This window comes from Streptomyces kanasensis (genome assembly GCF_043077165.1).
Taxonomy (GTDB): Bacteria; Actinomycetota; Actinomycetes; order Streptomycetales; family Streptomycetaceae; genus Streptomyces; species Streptomyces changanensis.
The window spans coordinates 33,469-50,813 of the sequence record NZ_JBIBSF010000010.1; the positions used below are offsets into that span (position 1 = coordinate 33,469).

The following is a 17,345-nucleotide window of genomic DNA, read 5'->3' on the forward strand; positions in this document are numbered from 1 at the left end:
GCCGGGACCGCCCCTCGGTGCGGGGTCACACCTGGACGCGGCGCTCCACCACGTCGACGAGCTTGGCGATGGCCTCGTCACGGGCGATGCCGTTCTCCTGCGAACCGTCGCGGTAGCGGAAGGAGACCGTGCCGGCGTTCATGTCGTCGTCACCGACGATGACCATGAACGGGACCTTGGACTTCTGCGCGTTCCTGATCTTCTTCTGCATGCGGTCCGACGAGGCGTCCACCTCGACCCGCAGCCCGCGCTTCCTCGCCTCCTCCGCGAAGTCGCGGAGGTACGGCACGTGCGCGTCGCCGACCGGGATCCCGACCGCCTGCACCGGGGCGAGCCACGCGGGGAACGCGCCGGCGTAGTGCTCCAGGAGCACGCCGAAGAACCGCTCGATGCTGCCGAACAGGGCCCGGTGCAACATGACCGGCTGCTGCTTGGAGCCGTCCGCCGCGGTGTACTCCAGGCCGAAGCGCTTCGGCTGGTTGAAGTCCACCTGGAGGGTCGACATCTGCCAGGACCGGCCGATCGCGTCCCGCGCCTGGACGGAGATCTTCGGCCCGTAGTAGGCGGCGCCGCCCGGGTCGGGCACCAGCGGCAGGCCCTGCTTCTCGGCGGCCTGGCGCAGCGCCTCGGTGGCCTCGGCCCAGTCCTCGTCCGAGCCGATGAACTTGTCGGAGTCGTCGCGGGTGGACAGCTCCAGCTCGAACTCGTTCAGCCCGTAGTCGCGCAGCAGGTCCAGGACGAAGGTGAGGAGCTTGTCGAGCTCCTCGGCCATCTGCTCCTTGGTGCAGTAGATGTGCGAGTCGTCCTGGGTGAAGCCGCGCGAGCGGGTCAGGCCGTGGACGACGCCCGACTTCTCGTAGCGGTAGACCGTGCCGAACTCGAACAGCCGCAGGGGCAGTTCGCGGTACGAGCGCCCGCGCGACTTGAAGATCAGGTTGTGCATCGGGCAGTTCATCGCCTTGAGGCGGTAGTTCTGCTCGTCGAACTCGATCGCGGGGAACATGCCCTCCGCGTAGTGCGGGAGGTGGCCCGACGTCTCGAAGAGCTTCTCCTTCGAGATGTGCGGCGTGTTGACGAACTCGTAGCCGGAGTCCTCGTGCCGCTTGCGGGAGTAGTCCTCCATCACCTTGCGGATCACGCCGCCCTTGGGGTGGAAGACCGCGAGGCCCGGGCCCAGCTCCTCGGGGAAGGAGAACAGGTCCAGCTCCGCGCCGAGCTTGCGGTGGTCGCGCTTCTCGGCCTCGGCGAGGAACTCCAGGTGCGCCTTGAGCTCGTCCTTGGACGGCCACGCGGTGCCGTAGATGCGCTGGAGCTGCGGGTTCTTCTCGCTGCCGCGCCAGTAGGCGGCGGCGGAGCGCATCAGCTTGAACGCCGGGACGTTCCGCGTGGTCGGCAGGTGCGGGCCGCGGCAGAGGTCCTTCCAGCACAGCTCGCCGGTCTTGGCGTCGAGGTTGTCGTAGATGGTCAGCTCGCCCGCGCCCACCTCGGCGTCGGCGCCGTCGGCGGCCTGCGCGGCGTTGCCCTTGAGGCCGATGAGCTCCAGCTTGTACGGCTCGTCGGCCAGCTCGACGCGGGCGTCCTCGTCGGTGGTGACGCGGCGGGAGAAGCGCTGGCCCCGCTTCTGGATCTCCTGCATCTTCTTCTCGATGCGCTTGAGGTCCTCGGGGGTGAAGGGCTCCTTGACGTCGAAGTCGTAGTAGAAGCCGTCCCGGATGGGCGGGCCGATGCCCAGCTTGGCCTCGGGGAACAGCTCCTGCACGGCCTGCGCCATGACGTGCGCGGTGGAGTGGCGCAGGATGTTCAGGCCGTCCTCGGAGGAGATCTCGACGCCCTCGACGGTCTCGCCGTCGCGCGGCGCGTATGCGAGGTCCTTCAGCTCGCCGTCCACGCGGGCCGCGATGACGGTGCGCTCGCCGGCGAAGAGGTCGGCGGCCGTAGTGCCCGTCGTCACCACGCGCTCTTCCCGCTCGGAATCGCGTTGGATGATCACACGGACGTCTGACACCGGTCTCTCCTGACTGAAGGGGGAGCGCCCCGGGAGGGGGGCGCGCGCATGTAGTACCGCATGGTACCGAGCCGGCGTCCCCCGTCGCGAAACGGTTTGCCCGGGTCAGCTCTCCCCGTCGAGCGCCTTCAGCAGCCGGTCGCGCTCGGCGTCGTCCACGGGCACGGGCTCCACGTCGTGCGCGCCGGTCAGCCGGCGGAAGCCGGCACGGCTGTCCAGGTCGCCGGAGAGGCGCAGCGGGAGGCCGGCCAGGTGGGCGTGGACGGCCGTCCGGTAGGCGTCCTCGTCGAGGGTGACCCGCAGGCGCGGGACGTCGGCGCCGGACAGGACGCGCAGCCGGACCGTGCCGGCGCCGCGGGGGCCGGAGCGGCACAGGCGGACGACCGCGCCGGTGACGCGGGCGGGTACGGAGGGTTCGTCGCGCAGGTAGCGGTCGCCGGCCTGGCGGAGGGCGGGCAGGTCGCCGGGGGTGAACTCGACGGGTTCGGGGCGGGTGGCGCAGCCGGCGGGGGCACCCGCGGCGGGCGCCCAGGCGAGCGTGACGGCGGCGCCCTCGGTGCCGTGGACGAGTGCGACGAGCGCTTCGGTGAGTTCGCGGCTGACGCCGGCGGCGACGGCGGTGTCGAAGGCGTCCGGGCGGCCGGTGGCCCGCTGGTAGTCGACGGCCTCGCGGGCCGCGTGCAGCGCGTGGTGGAGGCGCTCGGTGACGGGGCGGGCCGGGGCGACGGGGACGAAGGCGGTGAGCCCGCACCCGGCGGGGGGCGGCGTACCGACGAGGACGCCGTCGACGAGCGCGCGGGCGCGGTCGCGGTGGCGGGCGCCGTGGTGGCGGGCGTGGCCGTGCACGGCGAGCGCGGCGGCGACGAGGACCTGGCGGGCGGCGGCGCGCAACCGGTCCTGGGCGGTCCAGGGGGCCGCCTCGGCGGGGGCGCCGAGCGGGGCGGGCGGGCCGGTGTCCTGGCCGGTCCCGCACCACCAGCGCACCTCGTCGCTGGGGACGGCGAGGGCGGTGAGGACGTCGCGGGCGGAGGGCGCGGTGCTGCGGGCGAGCGCGGCGAGCGCTTCGGCGAGGAGGTCGTCGCAGTCGGGGAAGGCGCGGCCGTCGGGGATGAGGAGGCTGGTGGGGGTGGTGCCGGGGCCGGGTGGGGTCCAGCGGGTGTAGCGGCCGGCGGCGCCGCCCCGGCGGTGCCAGCCGTGGCGGTCGAGGAGGGCGCCGAGGACGCGGGGGTCGACTCGGTGCGGTTCGGGGTGGGCCGGTCCGTCGGTCGGTCGGTGCATCAGGGTCTGCCTCCCGCCCCTACCCGGGTCATGATCCCGCAGAGGGCCCGGTCGTCGAAGATCCGCGCGGTCGGTACGCGGACGGTGGTGCGGCGCCTGCCGGTGACGGGGTGGCCGGCGAGGTTGGTCCAGTAGCAACAGTGGCGCAGGTCGAGCCGGTCGTGCCCGGCGCCGATCCAGTCGTCACGGGCCCGGGGGACGAGCATCACGACGAGGATCTTGTGGACGGCCACGGGGCTGCGGGCGAGCTTCAGCAGGTGGTCGTTGTCGAGGGTGAAGGAGAAGGCGGGGCCCGGTGGTCGCGGGGGGATCTGGTAGGTGGCCTTCAGCTGCACCTTGATGGTCACCTCGTCGTCGACGGCGTGGCCGGGGGCGCTGTGGCTGACGTGCCAGTCGATGCCGTTGTCGGGGAACGGCTGGGACAGGGTGCAGCCGGCGGCGGCCACGACCGCGTGCAGGTAGCCGACTTGGAGGGTCTCCATGCAGGCGGTGGTCGCGAGGTCGCCGCGGAGGGGCGGTACGGGCTGGGTGCCGGGGTCGGGCTGCGCGGCGAGCGCCATGGCTCCTCGTGCCTTCCGGGCTGGCTGTGCTTCAGGAGAGCTGCTGCTCATGTGTGTTGTCACCGGGCGGCGTACGGGGCAAACGGTCCGGGTATCACCGATTCGGGCAGGGGATCTGACCATCTGCCGCTGATGTACGAGGAGTTCGGGGTATGGCGCACTGGTTTGAAGGACCCCTGGCCGCTTTCGACACGGAGACCACGGGCGTCGACGTGGAGCGGGACCGGATCGTCTCGGCGGCGGTCGTGGTGCAGGACGCCGAGGGCGGCCGGGTGCGGACGACGCGGTGGTTGGTGAACCCGGGCGTGCCGGTTCCCCGGGAGGCGACGGAGGTGCACGGCCTGACGGACGATCACCTCCAGCGGCTGGGGCGGTGGCCCGCGCCGGTGATGGAGGAGATAGCCCGGGCGCTGTCCGAGCAGGCGGCCGCGGGCCGGCCGCTGGTGGTGATGAACGCGCCGTTCGACCTGACGCTGCTGGACCGGGAGTTGCGCCGGCACCGGGCGTCGTCGCTGGGGCGCTACCTGAACGACGCGCCGCTGCGCGTGCTGGACCCGCGGGTGCTGGACAAGCACCTGGACCGGTACCGCAAGGGCCGGCGGACGTTGACCGACCTGTGCGCGCACTACGAGGTGGCGCTGGACGGTGCGCACGACGCCGCGGCGGACGCGGCGGCGGCGCTGGGGGTGGTGCGCGCGGTGGGGCGCCGGTTCGCCACGCGGCTGGAGGAGCTGACGGTGGCGGAGCTGCACTCCCGGCAGGCCGTGTGGCACGCGGCGCAGGCCCGGGGGTTGCAGGCGTGGTTCGCGCGCAACGGCTCGGAGGAGGAGGTGGACCCGGCGTGGCCGGTGCGCCCGGGACAGTCGGTGGCGGCCGCGTGAGCGGTGGCCGGCGCGGGGGCGGCCGGGAACGCGAGAAGGCCGGTCCGCTGAACGGACCGGCCTTCCTCGGTGGGCGATACTGGGATCGAACCAGTGACCTCTTCGGTGTGAACGAAGCGCTCTCCCGCTGAGCTAATCGCCCGGGAACGCACTGAACCATACAGGTCCCGCGGGCTTTCGTTCAAACCGCTCGCAGGCGGGCGGCGAGGCCGCGGCGCCCGGCCCGCATCATCAGGGCGTGGTTGGCGCGCAGGAGCGGGCGGGCGGGTACGGCGAGGCGGCGCAGCAGCGGCTTGCGGACGCGGACCTCCTGCTCGTACAGGGCCCGGCTGCCGACCGTCTCGTGCGGGGTGACGGTCCAGCGGGCCCAGCCCTCGACGTCGCCGGTGAGGGTCACCTCCAGGACGCCCGCGGCGGGGTCGCGGCGGCGCTCGGTGAGCGTGACGGCGAGCGCGTAGGGGAGCACGGAGCGGATGCGGGCGGTGCCGGAGCGGCCGTCGAGCCGGTGCGCGGCACGGACCTGGGGCCACCAGCGGGGGTACTCCTCGGGACGCTCCAGGACGGCGTAGACCGTGGCGGCGGGGGCGGGGAGGGTCCAGAGGCTGCGGAAGCGGTAGCGGTGCCAGTCCATGGCAGACCGTGTTCCGCGTCCGCGCGCGGGTATGCCGAAGGCCCCGGGATCGGTGGATCCTCGGGGCCTTCGGTCCGGGTGGTGGGCGATACTGGGATCGAACCAGTGACCTCTTCGGTGTGAACGAAGCGCTCTCCCGCTGAGCTAATCGCCCGGGCGCACGGCAAACATTACCGCATGTCAGGGGGTGCGCCGACCAGCTTCGGGGGCCCGACGGGTCACTGGGCGATCTTCCACGGCATGACGATGCCGAACTTCCACAGGTAGATCCCGACGAGGGCGCCGGCGATGACGAGCCCGGCGGCGGTGAGCGCCATGTTGCGGCGCCGGACCTTGGGGTCGAGCGCGCGCTGCGCGGCCTCGGTGACCTTGCGCTTGGTCCAGCGGAGCACGAGCTGCGCCCAGACGAACTCCGTCGCCCAGATCGCCATGCCCGCGAAGATCACGAACCAGCCGGGGCCGGGCAGGACGAGCATGAGCACGCCCGCCAGGACCACGGCGAGGCCGATCAGGAAGACCCCCACCTGCCAGCTGAGGTGCAGGGTGCGCCTCGCCTTGACGAAGGCGGGCGCGCGCGAGCCGAGCGGCCGCTCCGTGGCGGTCGTCCCGGTGCCGTCCGTCCCGCCGGCGTGCTCCCGGCCGTGGATGTCCCCCGCCGCGGGCCCACCGGCCGCCGCAGGCCCGGCGACCCTCTCCCGCTCGTCACTCTCCGCGCGCATAAGGCCCAACCTACCTGACGTTCCGGGTTCGCGCGGCTTACCGAAATGGACCTATAACCGCCGGTTACACACCGCCGAACGAGGTACCCAAGGCCACTCAAAACGGGCAGAGGGGTTTACAACGGCACGGTAGGTGGGATGTCGATTTCGCCGACGTGCGAATCCCCGAGCGCACACTGAGCGAAAGGCCATGGCGCTTATGAACACCACGGTCAGCTGCGAGCTGCACCTGCGCCTCGTTGTGTCGAGTGAGTCCTCACTGCCCGTCCCCGCGGGCCTGCGGTATGACACGGCCGATCCGTATGCCGTGCACGCCACCTTCCACACCGGCGCCGAGGAGACGGTCGAGTGGGTCTTCGCCCGCGATCTCCTCGCCGAAGGGCTGCACCGGCCCACCGGCACCGGCGACGTCAGAGTCTGGCCCTCCCGCAGCCACGGTCAGGGCGTCGTCTGCATCGCGCTGAGCTCCCCGGAGGGCGAAGCGCTGCTCGAGGCGCCGGCGCGGGCCCTGGAGTCGTTCCTGAAGCGGACCGACGCCGCGGTTCCGCCCGGTACCGAACACCGCCACTTCGACCTCGACACGGAGCTCTCGCACATCCTGGCGGAGAGCTGAACGACTGAGCGACCCAGAGCCATCCGGCGCCGTCCGACTCGGGGCGACGGCGCCGGCACACCCCTCCACGGCCACCGCACGGCAGCCGGCCGTGGAACGGGTGAGCTGCGGACGGGCAGGGGTGGCCGTCACCGCGCACCGTCGCGGTGCCGGCCGTCCCCGCCCGTCCGCACGCGCACGCGCACGCACGCCTCGCGCGACCCGCGCTCCCCCGGCACGCACCGGCGCGGACGCTCCCCGGCCCCACCGCCCCGGCATGGTCCCTCCGCCGTCCGGGGGACGCGGGCGCGCGCCGGGGACGCCGCGGACGAGCCGCTAGAGTCAGCGGAACCCGTCGGGCGCCCGCCCGCGGCAGGCCAGGGAGCGGAAGCGTGCTGATCCCCCACGACACCCGGATCGCCCTCGACACCGTCGTCGACCTCGTGAACACGGCGCCGGAGGGTGGCCGCGGCGAGGCGCTCGGGGACGTGCCGTCGTTGTACGCGTTCGTGGAGGCCCACAAGATCAGCGGCGTGGGCGAGCTGGACGCACAGGACCTGCGGGCGGTGCGCGCCGTGCGGGGCCGGTTCGCCGAGGTGTTCGCGGCGCCCGAGGCGCGGACCGCGGCCGGGCTGATCAACCAGCTGGTGGCGGCCGCCGGCACCACGCCGCAGCTGACCGACCACGACGGTTACGACTGGCACGTGCACTACTTCGCCCCCGGCGCCTCGGTCGCCGACCACCTCGCCGCCGACTGCGGCATGGCCCTCGCCTTCATCCTGGTGGCGGGCGAGCGGGAGCGGCTGCGGCGGTGCGAGGCGCCGGACTGCGGCCGTGCCTTCGTCGACCTCTCCCGCAACCGGTCCCGCCGCTACTGCGACAGCCGCACCTGCGGCAACCGTCTGCACGTGGCGGCCTACCGCGCCCGACGCAGGGAGGCGGCCGGCTGACCGGTCGGCGGGCCGGCCCCGCACCGGGCCGGGCTCACAGCAGGAACAGGTCGTGCACGGACGCCATCAACAGCAGGACGCCGATCACCGCCAGGAAGATCATGAGCGGTGGCTGGGAGAGCGCGAACAGGCAGCCGCGCGGTTCTTCGGAGGTGGCGGGGGTCTGCTCCCGCGAGGTATCGAGCATCTCGGGGCAGATCATGGCGCAGCCGACGGGCCGCTCCGGACCCAACAGGCCCCCCAAAGCAGGGCAGTTCCCCTCATTCTGCCGTGGAGCGCCATGCCGGCGCCTCCCACCGCCACCCTCCGCGCCACCCCGGACCGCCCCGGCCGCGCCTCCGCACCCCTCCCGGGCCCGGCCCCGGTACCGCAGCCGGCCGCGCCTCAGGAGCGCTCCCGCGCGGGGCGGGCCGCGTCAGATGCCGTGCTTCCGGAGGATGGCCTCGATCTCGTCGAAGTCGTCGCCGGGGGCCGCGGTCGCCTTCCCCGGCCGGGCCCCGGCGTCCAGCGGCGGGCGGGCCGCACCCCGCGCCACGGCCCCGGGCCCGTCGGCGGCCGCCGCACCGCGCCGCCCGCGGCCGCCACCCGCGCGGTGCTCGGCGATCCGGGTCCCGGCGAACATCAGCCACGACGCGCCGAGCAGGCCGAAGCCGACCCAGGCCGCCGGGCTGAACGCCGTACCGGCCAGCCACCGGACGGTGCCGGTCAGTACCAGGCCCAGCGGTACGAGCGCGTAGGCGGTGACGCGCACGGCGGCGCGCAAGCGCCTGCGGTACGCCGTGACGGCCGCGACGCCCAGTCCGGCCGCGGCCACCGCGGTGCATATGGTCTCGGCGAGCATCCGGTCCTCCAGAGCTGGGGGTCACGTCCCTTCCATCCTGCATCGGCGTGGTGCGCGGCGGCCACGGTCCGGGTGGGCGTGGCGCGTCATCTCCGGGGAATCTCCGGGTCCCTCTCCGTCCCGGGTCCCGGTTGGGGCGCGGACCGCGCGGCTGGGAGACTGGGGCCATGAGCGACTCGACCACCGATCCCACCGTGCGGCCCGTCGTCCTGGACGTCTGGTGCGAGCTGCAGTGCGCGGACTGCCGGACCGCCCTGGACGACCTGCGGGCGCTGCGGGCCCGCTACGGCGACCGGCTGGAGGTGCGGCTGCGCCACTTCCCGCTGGAGAAGCACCGGCACGCCTACGCCGCGGCGCAGGCGGCCGAGGAGGCCCTGACGCAGGGACGGGGGTGGCCGTACGCGGAGGCGGTCCTCGCCCGGGTGGAACGGCTGGACACCGAGGGCGAGGCGTTCCTGCTGGAGGTCGCACGCGAACTGGGCCTGGACGCCGAGGAGTTCGACACCGCGCTGATCGACGGCCGGCACCTGCTGGCCGTCGACGCCGACCAGGCCGAGGGCAAGGCGCTGGGCGTCACCGGGACGCCCACGTACCTGATCGGCGGGGAGCGGCTGGACGGCGGGAAGAGCCAGGAGGGGCTGCGGGCGCGCGTGGAGGAGATCGCCGACCGCCTCCTCGCGGGCTGAGCGCGCCGGACCGGGCTCAGTACAGGCGCTTCTCGTAGTCGACGGCGAGCGGGCGGTAGCCGAGGGAGTCGTACAGGGCGCGGGCCGGGGCGTTCGCGGGGTCCACGCGCAGGGCGAGGCGGTGGCCCCCCGCGTCGCGCACGGCGGCCTCGGCGCAGCGCATGAGGGCCCGGCCGTACCCCTTGCCGCGCTCGGTGGCGGTGACCTCCAGCTCCCAGACGTACGGCACCCGCTCCCCCGCCGGCAGGTCGCGCCACCCGGTCCACAGGTGGCCCACCGGGACGCCGTCCCGCAGGGCGAGGTCGACCCGGGCGCCCCCGGTGGCCGGGTCGTCGGGGAGCAGTTCCCGGCGGCCGGGGACGGCGCTCCGCCAGGGGGTGAACTCGGCGGCCGTCATCGGCCGGACCTCGAGCCCCGCGGGGGCCGGCGGGCGGGGGGCGGCCGGGTCCAGCTCCTTGAGCAGGAGGTGGCCGCTCTCGGTGTACCCGAGGGCGGCGGCCAGACGCCGGGCGGGCGCGGCGTCGGCCGGCACCGAGACGCGGATCCGCTCGCAGTCCCAGCCCCGCAGCACCTCCTCGGCCGCGAGGGCGGCCACCGTCCCGCGGCCGCGGCCGCGGTCCGCCTCGGCGACGCGCAGGTCGCTGATGGTGCCGACGGCCCCGTCGGCGGTGCGTACCGTGGCGATCCGCACGCCGCCCACGGGGCGGCTGTTCACGCACACCTCGTAGGCGCGCGAGCGGGTGCCGTCGCCGGCCTGCTGGAGCGGCCCGACCGGCCGCAGGGTGGTGGTCATCACCCTTCTCCTACCCACCCCGGGGGGCCGGGCCATCACCCCGTCACAGGAGCGCCGACCGCTCGGTGAAGACGCGCATGGCCTTGGCGGTGACGGGGCCGGGCGCGGGCGCCAGCTCGCGGTCGTCGACACGGTGGACGGCCTGGACGTCCCGCAGCGTGGACGTCAGGAAGATCTCCTCCGCGCTCCGCAGCACGTCCATCGGCAGGTCCGTCTCGACGGCGCCGGTCCACTCGGCGACGAGCCGGCGGGTGATCCCGGCGAGGCAGCCCGAGGCGAGGGGCGGGGTGTGGATCCGGCCGTCGACGACGACGAAGACGTTGGAACCGGTGCCCTCGCAGAGCCGCCCGACGGTGTTGGCGAAGAGCGCCTCCGACGCGCCGGCCCGGTGGGCGCGGGCGAGGGCGACGACGTTCTCCGCGTACGACGTGGTCTTCAGGCCGGTGAGCGCGCCGCGCTCGTTGCGGGTCCACGGGACGGTGACGACGGCCGTGCTATCCGGGCGCGGGGTGGCCTCGCCGACGGCGACGACCAGGCTGGGACCGTCGTCGCCCCGGTCGGAGCCGAGCGGGGAGAGGCCGCCGGTGTAGGTGACGCGCAGCCGGCCGAGCGGCATCGGGTTCGCCTCCAGGACGGCGGCGCAGGCGCGGCGGACCTCGTCCAGGTCGGGGTCGGGCAGACCGAGGCCGCGCGCGGAGCGCACGAGCCGGTCGAGGTGGGGTTCGAGGGCGAAGGGCCGGCCCTGGACCGCCTTGAGCGTCTCGAAGACCCCGTCCCCCACGGTCAGGCCGTGGTCGAGGACGGAGATCGTCGCCGTGTCCGCGTCCCGCAGTCCGCCGTTGACCCACACCTTCATGTCAGATGATCCTTCCGCTCGCCTCGTGGACGCCCGACGCTACCGCGAGCAGCCTCGCCGCCTTGAGCTCGGTCTCCTGCCACTCCCGCTCGGGGTCGGAGCCCCAGGTGATGCCCGCCCCGGTCCCGAAGCGCAGGACGCCCCCGCGCTCGCGCCGGTCGAGCCAGAAGGTGCGGATGCCGACGGCCAGCTCCCCGGTGCGGCGGTCGGCGTCGACCCAGCCGACGCCGCCGCAGTACGGCCCCCGGGGGGCGGTCTCCAGTGCCCGGATGATCCGCAGGGCGCTGGACTTCGGGGCGCCGGTGACCGAACCCGGCGGGAAGGTCGCGCCCAGGAGCCCGGCCCATCCCTCACCCGTGGCCAGCTCGCCGCGGACGGTGGACACCAGGTGGACGAGGCCGGGGTGGGGCTCGACGGCGCAGAGCCGGGGGACGGTGACGGTCCCGGTGGCGCAGACCCGGCCGAGGTCGTTGCGGACCAGGTCCACGATCATCACGTTCTCGGCGTGGTCCTTCTCCAGCAGGTCGTCCGCGGTCCTGCCGGTGCCCTTGATCGGGCCGGACTCGACCGTGCGGCCGTCGCGCCGCAGGTACAGCTCGGGCGACGCGGTGGCTATCTCCACCCCGTGCGCGGGCAGGCGAATCGTTCCCGCATAGGGGGCCGGGTTGCCGCGGGCGAGCAGTGCGGTGAGGGCGTCCACGTCGGCGGCGTCCGCCGTGCCGGGCGGGAGGGGCGCGGAGAGCACCCGGCAGAGGTTCGCCTGGTAGACCTCGCCGGCCGCGATGTGCTCGCGGATGCGGCGGACGCCCGCGGTGTACGCCGCCCGGTCGAGCGACGAGGTCCAGTCGCCCGCCGCGGGGCCGCGCCATCGGCCGGGTACGGGGGCGGGCACCGGCTCGGGCCGGACGTCACCGAAGCGCGCGCAGGTGAGGCGGCCTTCGAAGTCGGCGGCGACGGCCCAGAAGCCGGAGGAGTCGAGGGCCTCCGGGTCGCTGGTGACGTCCCGCAGGTCGGTTGCGACGAGGCCGCCGAAGCGGGCGAGGGGAGCGAGGTCGTGCACGGATGCGAGTGTAGGGCGGGGGGTGCCCCGGGGCCGTTCGGGAGCCGTCGGCACAGGTCGGCGCGGGGGCCGGTGGTGGCGCGGAACCGGGTCGCGCCGGACGGCGGGGCAGCACGCTGCGGAAACGCGTTTTTGTACTGGCCCGGGAATCCGCTAGAGTTCAACACGTCGCCGGGACGCGGAAGCGGGCCGGAAAAGACAGGCGGACGTGGCTCAGTTGGTAGAGCATCACCTTGCCAAGGTGAGGGTCGCGAGTTCGAATCTCGTCGTCCGCTCGACGTGGGGGATCTTCCCGAGACCCCGCACACTCCGGGTGGAGTGGCCGAGAGGCGAGGCAACGGCCTGCAAAGCCGTCTACACGGGTTCAAATCCCGTCTCCACCTCCAAGGACGATTAGCTCAGCGGGAGAGCGCTTCCCTGACACGGAAGAGGTCACTGGTTCAATCCCAGTATCGTCCACTGAAACCGCTGGTAGCAGCGGTTCCCGCGCGATTAGCTCAGCGGGAGAGCGCTTCCCTGACACGGAAGAGGTCACTGGTTCAATCCCAGTATCGCGCACGCAGTGCCCGCGGTTCCGTACGATCTGTCACGGTCTCGTGGTCCCGAGGACGATTAGCTCAGCGGGAGAGCGCTTCCCTGACACGGAAGAGGTCACTGGTTCAATCCCAGTATCGTCCACACCTCCGGAACCCCCGTCCGCCCCGCGCGGACGGGGGTTCCGTCGTACGCCGACCTCGAGTGGGCCCCGGACCTGCGTGGCGGGTGTGACCTGCGCGGCGGGCGGGGCGAGCCGGGCGGGGGCAGGGCGAGCAGCCGGACGTGCGGACGTGAAGAAGTGGCGGTGGGCCGGCTCCCCAGCCGACCCACCGCCACTGCCGTCCGCCGCACCCCCGTCCCCACGGGGCTGTATGGCCGGATGTCCCCGGCCCGGGCCGCTCTCCCGGGCCCGGAGCGCCGCTCAGCGCCCCAGCATCACGCCCACGGACGACGCCTGTGTCACCACCGCTTCCCAGCCGCCGAAGACGACGACCAGCAGGGTGGCGAGGGGGAGGACCATCGCCGTCGCCACCAGGGGGTGGCGACGGCCCGGCGGCCGACCGTCGGACGAGACGTACGACGCCTTCCGCCCCAGCGTGCGGACCACCGTCCGCGGTGCCGTGTCCGCCATGGCCCTCTCCCGTCTGTCTGCGGCGGCGGGTGTCGGACCTCGGGGGACGAGTGCTGCACCCGCCGCTCGACAACAACCCTAGGGAAACGGGACAGCCCGGGCGTCATGCCGTCGTACCCCTTGCCGGGCCTCCTCCAGGAGGAGGCCCCCCGGGGCGCGTACTCCCCTGGGTGGAGACGGCGGCCCCGCGCCCCGGGGTCCTCCCGGAGGGAAGGCCGTCGAGGAGCGGACGGCGCGCAGGGCGCAGGGGGGCGCCGCCCGGCGCGCGGGTGACATCGCTCACGTCCCCCCGGGGTGCGCGTGCGGGTCCTCACGCCTCCCCCACGGGCCCGCGCGGAGGCCCCCCGACCGGGTGGCGGACGGAGCACCCGGACCGAGGGCCAACCCCCTTGCCCGTCAAGCATCTTGATCATTCGTGGGACCCAGCGGACCGCCCACCGAGGGCCCCTGAGCCGGCCTCAGGCGGCGCGTGCGGGACGGAGAATCGATCGGGGCGTGAGGGCGCGGCCTATGAGCGCACCCGGGTCCGGGTACGTAAGCTGGGCGCGTCAGAAGACCGCGACGGCGGGGTGGGGAGCTCCCCACGGCAGGTAGGGGACGGACATGGCGATGATGCGGCTCCGGCGCGAGGACCCGCGTGTCGTCGGCTCGTTCCGGTTGCACCGGCGGCTCGGCGCGGGCGGCATGGGGGTCGTGTACCTCGGCTCCGACCGGCGCGGGCAGCGGGTGGCGCTGAAGGTGATCCGGCCGGACCTCGCGGAGGACCAGGAGTTCCGCTCGCGCTTCGCGCGCGAGGTGTCCGCCGCGCGGCGGATCCGCGGCGGGTGCACGGCCCGGCTGGTCGCGGCCGATCTGGAGGCGGACCGCCCGTGGTTCGCCACGCAGTACGTACCGGGCCCCTCCCTGCACGACAAGATCGCCGAGGAGGGGCCGCTGTCGGCGGCCGACGTCGCCGCGATCGGGGCCGCCCTGTCCGAGGGGCTCGTCGCGGTCCACGAGGCCGGTGTGGTGCACCGGGACCTGAAGCCGTCGAACATCCTGCTCTCCCCCAAGGGTCCGCGGATCATCGACTTCGGCATCGCCTGGGCGACCGGCGCCTCCACCCTCACCCACGTCGGCACGGCGGTGGGCTCGCCCGGCTTCCTCGCGCCGGAGCAGGTGCGCGGCGCCACCGTCACCCCCGCGACCGACGTCTTCGCCCTCGGCGCCACCCTGGCGTACGCGGCGATGGGCGACTCGCCGTTCGGGCACGGCAGCTCCGAGGTGCTGCTGTACCGCGTGGTGCACGAGGAACCCCACCTGCAGGGCGTTCCGGACGCCCTGGCACCGCTGGTGCGGGCGTGCCTCGCCAAGGAGCCCGAGGAGCGGCCCAGCACCCTGCAGCTGTCCCTGAGGCTGAAGGAGATCGCCGCGCGGGAGGCGCAGGGGCTCGGCATGGCGCCCCAGCCTCCGGACGGGCGGCCCGCGCTGCCCCGGCCCGAGCGGGCGGAGCGCCTGGCCCGCGCCGAGCGTTCCACGGGGCCCCGGGGCGGTCGCGCGCAGCCGAGGCCCACGGAGCGGTACCCGGAGCGGCCGGCGCAGCGCACCCCCGCGCCGCGCAACCCGGGCGGGCAGGGATCGCGGACCGGCGGCTCGTCGCGGCCCCGGCGCAACGCGTCGCACCCGGGGTCGCGCACCGGCCCGCGCACGGGCCCCCGCAGGACCGGCCCGGGGACCGGGACGGGGACGGGGGCGTCCTCCGGGCTGCGCAGACCGGCGAATCCGCGGCTGCTGCGGCAGCGCCTGTTCGTCTTCGTCGTCGTGACGCTGGTCGTGCTGCTGGGGATCGCCGGGGCGCAGGCCCTCCAGGGCTGAACGCGGCCGTGGGTCGGGGCCGCGGACGGCCGCGTGGGGTCAGGGCCGCGGAGTCCGGGGTAGGGCTGGAGCGGCCGGGCCGGCGCCGGGGGTGGCCGGGTCAGGAGGGCAGTGGCCGGGCCGGCGCCGGGGGTGGCCGGGTCAGGGCTGGGGGCGGCCCGCCGTCACGGCGTAGAACGCCACCGCCGCGGCCGCGCCGACGTTGAGCGAGTCGACGCCGTGCGCCATCGGGATGCGGACCCGCTCGTCGGCGGCCCGCATCGCCCGCTCCGTCAGGCCCTCGCCCTCGGCTCCCAGCATGAGCGCCACCCGGTCCAGCCGGTGCGGGGCCGCCTCGTCGATCGGGGTGGCGTCCTCGCCGGGCGTCAGCGCCAGCAGCCGGAACCCGGCGTCGCGCACCGCGTCCAGGCCCCGCGGCCAGGCGTCGAGCCGGGCGTACGGGACGGAGAAGACCGCACCCATCGAGACCTTCACCGAGCGCCGGTACAGCGGGTCGGCGCAGTCCGGGGAGAGCAGGACGGCGTCCATGCCGAGGGCGGCGGCGCTGCGGAAGATGGCGCCGATGTTGGTGTGGTCGTTGACCGACTCCATGACCACCACGCGGCGGGCGGTCGCCAGCACCTGCGACGCCTCCGGCAGCGGTTCGCGCCGCATGGACGCCAGCGCGCCCCGGTGGACGTGGTAGCCGGTCACCCGCTCGGCGAGGTCGGGGTGGACGACGTAGACCGGGGCGGGGTCCTCGTCGATGACGTCGCGCATGACGTCGACCCACTTCGCGGACAGGAGCATCGACCGCATCGCGTAGCCGGCCTGCCGGGCGCGGCGGATGACCTTCTCGCCCTCGGCGATGAACAGTCCCTCCGCCGGTTCGCGGCGGCGGCGCAGCTCGACGTCGGTGAGGCCCGTGTAGTCGTGCAGGCGCGGATCGTCGGGGTCGTCGAGGGTGATGATCTCTGCCACGGTGCTGCCTCGTCGGTGGGGGGGTGCCCGGGTGCCGCCGTGCGGCGCCACCCGGAGGTGGTCTGGGGCTGGGTCTGGGGGCCGGGCTGGGCTGGGGACCGGGGCGCCGGCCCGGTGGGCCGGCGTCCGGGGCTCGGGGCGTTACCGCCCCGGCTTCTCCGGCCCCTCATGGACCACGTCGCCGATGACGATCACGGCGGGCGGGCGGACGTCCTCGGCCCGTACCGTCTCGGCGACGGTCGCGAGCGTGGCGTCCACGCGGCGCTGCGCGGCCGTCGTGCCCTCCTGGACCAGGGCGAGCGGGGTGGCCGGGTCCTTGCCGTGGGCGACGAGCGCCTCGGCGATGCGGCCGATCTTGTCGACGCCCATGAGGACGACGAGAGTGCCCCGCAGCTTCGCCAGGGCGGCCCAGTCGACGAGCGAGCGCGGGTCGTCGGGTGCGACGTGCCCGCTGACCACGGTGAACTCGTGGGCGACGCCCCGGTGCGTGACGGGGATGCCGGCTGCGCCGGGGACGGAGATCGAGCTGGAGATGCCGGGGACGACCGTGCAGGGGATGCCCACCTCGGCCAGCGCCTGCGCCTCCTCCATGCCCCGGCCGAAGACGAACGGGTCACCGCCCTTGAGGCGGACCACCGACCTGCCCCGCCGCGCGTGCTCGATCAGGGCGTTGTTGATCGCCTCCTGGGCCATGAACCGGCCGTACGGGATCTTCGCCGCGTCGATCACCTCGACGTGCGGGGGGAGTTCGTCGAGCAGGTCGCGCGGGCCCAGCCGGTCGGCGATCACGACGTCGGCCTCCGCGAGGAGCCGACGGCCGCGCAGCGTGATCAGGTCGGGGTCACCCGGTCCCCCGCCGACCAGCGCGACGAACGGCGTCCGGGAGCGGTGCTGCGGGGCGGCGAGGCTGCCGTCCCGCAGCCCCTCCACGACGGCGTCGCGCACGGCGGCGGAGCGCCGCGGGTCGTTGCCGGTGAGGACCGCCACGGTGACGCCCTCGACCCGGCCCGTCGCGGGGGTCCAGGCGGTCGCCGCCTCGGCGTCGTCGGCCCGAACGCACCAGGTCTTCGTCCGCTCCGCCTCGGCGGAGGCACGGGCGTTCGCCTCGGCGTCGCTCGTCGCGACGAGCGCGTACCAGGCGTCGGCGATGTCACCGTCCTCGTACCGGCGGCGCTCCCAGCGGATCTCCCCCGCCTCGGCCATGGCCTCGACGGAGGCGGTGGCGGAGGGCGAGACGAGCGTGACGTCGGCGCCCGCGGCGACGAGGGCCGGAAGACGGCGCTGGGCGACCTGGCCACCGCCGATGACGACGACCCGGCGCCCGGAGAGGCGGAGTCCGACGGGGTAGGCGGGCTGCTCGGCGTGCTCGACCATGGCGGTGTGGTCTCCTCGGCGGATGGTGCGGCTGCGGGGCCACTGCGACGGTGAAGTGGCTGGTGGGGCGGGGGGCGTGCGCTGGCGACCACGATACGGGTCGCGGCCGGGGGCGCCGCCGGCCCGGACGCGTTGCG

The 17,345-nt window shown here is 74.6% G+C and carries 18 protein-coding genes and 7 tRNA genes; 10 read left to right on the top strand and 15 right to left on the bottom strand.

What is annotated here, in order from left to right; all coding sequences use genetic code 11:
* Nucleotides 1-25 precede the first annotated feature (25 nt).
* The 3 genes from thrS to ACF053_RS23660 form a co-directional block, all read right to left on the bottom strand.
* Nucleotides 26-2,005: a threonine--tRNA ligase gene (gene thrS / locus ACF053_RS23650; RefSeq protein WP_058942951.1), complete on the bottom strand. Its 1,980-nt coding sequence runs from the start codon at nucleotides 2,003-2,005 to the stop codon at nucleotides 26-28.
* 105 nt (nucleotides 2,006-2,110) lie between these two features.
* Entirely contained in the window at nucleotides 2,111-3,283 is a 1,173-nt protein-coding gene (locus ACF053_RS23655; RefSeq protein WP_391955784.1) for a hypothetical protein, read from the bottom strand.
* Nucleotides 3,283-3,843, bottom strand: coding sequence for a DUF4365 domain-containing protein (locus ACF053_RS23660; protein WP_391955785.1), 561 nt, complete (start codon nucleotides 3,841-3,843; stop codon nucleotides 3,283-3,285). The genes ACF053_RS23655 and ACF053_RS23660 overlap by 1 nt, the downstream gene beginning before the upstream one ends.
* Nucleotides 3,844-3,995: 152 nt before the next feature.
* On the opposite strand from ACF053_RS23660, the gene ACF053_RS23665 reads away from it, so the two are divergent.
* Nucleotides 3,996-4,724 carry an exonuclease domain-containing protein gene (locus tag ACF053_RS23665; protein ID WP_391955786.1) on the top strand — a complete coding sequence of 243 codons (729 nt, stop codon included), beginning with the start codon at nucleotides 3,996-3,998 and terminating at the stop codon, nucleotides 4,722-4,724.
* Between the two features lie 70 nt (nucleotides 4,725-4,794).
* Here ACF053_RS23665 and ACF053_RS23670 read toward each other — a convergent pair.
* From ACF053_RS23670 to ACF053_RS23685, 4 genes are all read right to left on the bottom strand, one after another.
* Nucleotides 4,795-4,866: transfer RNA gene (locus ACF053_RS23670), tRNA-Val, on the bottom strand.
* A 39-nt stretch (nucleotides 4,867-4,905) separates the two neighbouring features.
* Entirely contained in the window at nucleotides 4,906-5,355 is a 450-nt protein-coding gene (locus ACF053_RS23675; RefSeq protein WP_391955787.1) for an SRPBCC family protein, read from the bottom strand.
* 79 nt (nucleotides 5,356-5,434) lie between these two features.
* Nucleotides 5,435-5,509: transfer RNA gene (locus tag ACF053_RS23680), tRNA-Val, on the bottom strand.
* A gap of 64 nt (nucleotides 5,510-5,573) precedes the next feature.
* Nucleotides 5,574-6,074, bottom strand: a complete 501-nt coding sequence (locus tag ACF053_RS23685; protein WP_391955788.1) for a TIGR02611 family protein — start codon at nucleotides 6,072-6,074, stop codon at nucleotides 5,574-5,576.
* Nucleotides 6,075-6,273: 199 nt separating this feature from the next.
* On the opposite strand from ACF053_RS23685, the gene ACF053_RS23690 reads away from it, so the two are divergent.
* Together ACF053_RS23690 and ACF053_RS23695 are read left to right on the top strand one after the other, a co-directional pair.
* Nucleotides 6,274-6,687 carry an SsgA family sporulation/cell division regulator gene (locus ACF053_RS23690; RefSeq protein ID WP_003959770.1) on the top strand — a complete coding sequence of 138 codons (414 nt, stop codon included), beginning with the start codon at nucleotides 6,274-6,276 and terminating at the stop codon, nucleotides 6,685-6,687.
* Between the two features lie 371 nt (nucleotides 6,688-7,058).
* The gene (locus tag ACF053_RS23695) at nucleotides 7,059-7,616 is read left to right on the top strand and encodes a CGNR zinc finger domain-containing protein (protein WP_391955789.1); all 558 of its coding nucleotides are present in this window, start codon (nucleotides 7,059-7,061) and stop codon (nucleotides 7,614-7,616) included.
* 34 nt (nucleotides 7,617-7,650) lie between these two features.
* Here ACF053_RS23695 and ACF053_RS23700 read toward each other — a convergent pair whose 3' ends face one another.
* Nucleotides 7,651-7,803 (bottom strand): hypothetical protein, encoded by a 153-nt coding sequence (locus ACF053_RS23700; RefSeq protein WP_198549370.1) that lies wholly within the window; start codon nucleotides 7,801-7,803, stop codon nucleotides 7,651-7,653.
* A gap of 228 nt (nucleotides 7,804-8,031) precedes the next feature.
* Nucleotides 8,032-8,457, bottom strand: a complete 426-nt coding sequence (locus ACF053_RS23705) for a hypothetical protein (protein WP_391955790.1) — start codon at nucleotides 8,455-8,457, stop codon at nucleotides 8,032-8,034.
* Nucleotides 8,458-8,624: 167 nt separating this feature from the next.
* Here ACF053_RS23705 and ACF053_RS23710 point away from each other — a divergent pair, with 167 nt between their 5' ends.
* Entirely contained in the window at nucleotides 8,625-9,143 is a 519-nt protein-coding gene (locus ACF053_RS23710; RefSeq protein WP_391955791.1) for a DsbA family protein, read from the top strand.
* 16 nt (nucleotides 9,144-9,159) lie between these two features.
* Here ACF053_RS23710 and ACF053_RS23715 read toward each other — a convergent pair whose 3' ends face one another.
* From ACF053_RS23715 to ACF053_RS23725, 3 genes are read right to left on the bottom strand one after another with little or no spacing between them, the layout of a single operon-like run.
* Entirely contained in the window at nucleotides 9,160-9,936 is a 777-nt protein-coding gene (locus ACF053_RS23715) for a GNAT family N-acetyltransferase (protein ID WP_391955792.1), read from the bottom strand.
* Between the two features lie 43 nt (nucleotides 9,937-9,979).
* The gene (locus tag ACF053_RS23720; protein ID WP_391955793.1) at nucleotides 9,980-10,792 is read right to left on the bottom strand and encodes an aminotransferase class IV; all 813 of its coding nucleotides are present in this window, start codon (nucleotides 10,790-10,792) and stop codon (nucleotides 9,980-9,982) included.
* Nucleotide 10,793: 1 nt separating this feature from the next.
* The gene (locus tag ACF053_RS23725; RefSeq protein WP_391955794.1) at nucleotides 10,794-11,852 is read right to left on the bottom strand and encodes a chorismate-binding protein; all 1,059 of its coding nucleotides are present in this window, start codon (nucleotides 11,850-11,852) and stop codon (nucleotides 10,794-10,796) included.
* A gap of 202 nt (nucleotides 11,853-12,054) precedes the next feature.
* On the opposite strand from ACF053_RS23725, the gene ACF053_RS23730 reads away from it, so the two are divergent.
* The 5 genes from ACF053_RS23730 (at nucleotide 12,055) to ACF053_RS23750 (ending at nucleotide 12,530) form a co-directional block, all read left to right on the top strand.
* Nucleotides 12,055-12,127, top strand: a tRNA-Gly gene (locus ACF053_RS23730).
* A 37-nt stretch (nucleotides 12,128-12,164) separates the two neighbouring features.
* A tRNA-Cys gene (locus ACF053_RS23735) sits at nucleotides 12,165-12,238 on the top strand.
* 1 nt (nucleotide 12,239) lies between these two features.
* Nucleotides 12,240-12,311 (top strand) — tRNA-Val (locus ACF053_RS23740).
* 27 nt (nucleotides 12,312-12,338) lie between these two features.
* Nucleotides 12,339-12,410 (top strand) — tRNA-Val (locus ACF053_RS23745).
* Nucleotides 12,411-12,458: 48 nt separating this feature from the next.
* Nucleotides 12,459-12,530, top strand: a tRNA-Val gene (locus ACF053_RS23750).
* Between the two features lie 280 nt (nucleotides 12,531-12,810).
* Here ACF053_RS23750 and ACF053_RS23755 read toward each other — a convergent pair.
* Entirely contained in the window at nucleotides 12,811-13,020 is a 210-nt protein-coding gene (locus ACF053_RS23755) for a hypothetical protein (RefSeq protein WP_391955795.1), read from the bottom strand.
* Nucleotides 13,021-13,623: 603 nt separating this feature from the next.
* On the opposite strand from ACF053_RS23755, the gene ACF053_RS23760 reads away from it, so the two are divergent.
* Complete coding sequence (locus ACF053_RS23760) at nucleotides 13,624-14,874, top strand: serine/threonine-protein kinase (protein WP_391955796.1); 1,251 nt, start codon at nucleotides 13,624-13,626, stop codon at nucleotides 14,872-14,874.
* A 141-nt stretch (nucleotides 14,875-15,015) separates the two neighbouring features.
* Here ACF053_RS23760 and ACF053_RS23765 read toward each other — a convergent pair whose 3' ends face one another.
* Both ACF053_RS23765 and cobA read right to left on the bottom strand, forming a co-directional pair.
* A complete protein-coding gene (locus ACF053_RS23765; RefSeq protein ID WP_391955797.1) occupies nucleotides 15,016-15,834 on the bottom strand; it encodes a TrmH family RNA methyltransferase in 819 nt (272 codons plus the stop codon).
* 141 nt (nucleotides 15,835-15,975) lie between these two features.
* Nucleotides 15,976-17,208, bottom strand: a complete 1,233-nt coding sequence (cobA, locus tag ACF053_RS23770; protein WP_391955798.1) for a uroporphyrinogen-III C-methyltransferase — start codon at nucleotides 17,206-17,208, stop codon at nucleotides 15,976-15,978.
* Nucleotides 17,209-17,345 lie beyond the last annotated feature (137 nt).

Coding starts and splice junctions, on each gene's coding strand:
- ACF053_RS23720 (WP_391955793.1), bottom strand. CDS start 10,792: ATGAAGGTGTGGGTCAACGGCGGACTGCGGGACGCGGACACGGCGACG.
- ACF053_RS23665 (WP_391955786.1), top strand. CDS start 3,996: ATGGCGCACTGGTTTGAAGGACCCCTGGCCGCTTTCGACACGGAGACC.
- ACF053_RS23655 (WP_391955784.1), bottom strand. CDS start 3,283: ATGCACCGACCGACCGACGGACCGGCCCACCCCGAACCGCACCGAGTC.
- ACF053_RS23710 (WP_391955791.1), top strand. CDS start 8,625: ATGAGCGACTCGACCACCGATCCCACCGTGCGGCCCGTCGTCCTGGAC.
- ACF053_RS23690 (WP_003959770.1), top strand. CDS start 6,274: ATGAACACCACGGTCAGCTGCGAGCTGCACCTGCGCCTCGTTGTGTCG.
- ACF053_RS23760 (WP_391955796.1), top strand. CDS start 13,624: ATGGCGATGATGCGGCTCCGGCGCGAGGACCCGCGTGTCGTCGGCTCG.
- cobA (WP_391955798.1), bottom strand. CDS start 17,208: ATGGTCGAGCACGCCGAGCAGCCCGCCTACCCCGTCGGACTCCGCCTC.
- ACF053_RS23685 (WP_391955788.1), bottom strand. CDS start 6,074: ATGCGCGCGGAGAGTGACGAGCGGGAGAGGGTCGCCGGGCCTGCGGCG.
- ACF053_RS23715 (WP_391955792.1), bottom strand. CDS start 9,936: ATGACCACCACCCTGCGGCCGGTCGGGCCGCTCCAGCAGGCCGGCGAC.
- ACF053_RS23755 (WP_391955795.1), bottom strand. CDS start 13,020: ATGGCGGACACGGCACCGCGGACGGTGGTCCGCACGCTGGGGCGGAAG.
- ACF053_RS23660 (WP_391955785.1), bottom strand. CDS start 3,843: ATGGCGCTCGCCGCGCAGCCCGACCCCGGCACCCAGCCCGTACCGCCC.
- ACF053_RS23700 (WP_198549370.1), bottom strand. CDS start 7,803: ATGCTCGATACCTCGCGGGAGCAGACCCCCGCCACCTCCGAAGAACCG.
- ACF053_RS23705 (WP_391955790.1), bottom strand. CDS start 8,457: ATGCTCGCCGAGACCATATGCACCGCGGTGGCCGCGGCCGGACTGGGC.
- ACF053_RS23675 (WP_391955787.1), bottom strand. CDS start 5,355: ATGGACTGGCACCGCTACCGCTTCCGCAGCCTCTGGACCCTCCCCGCC.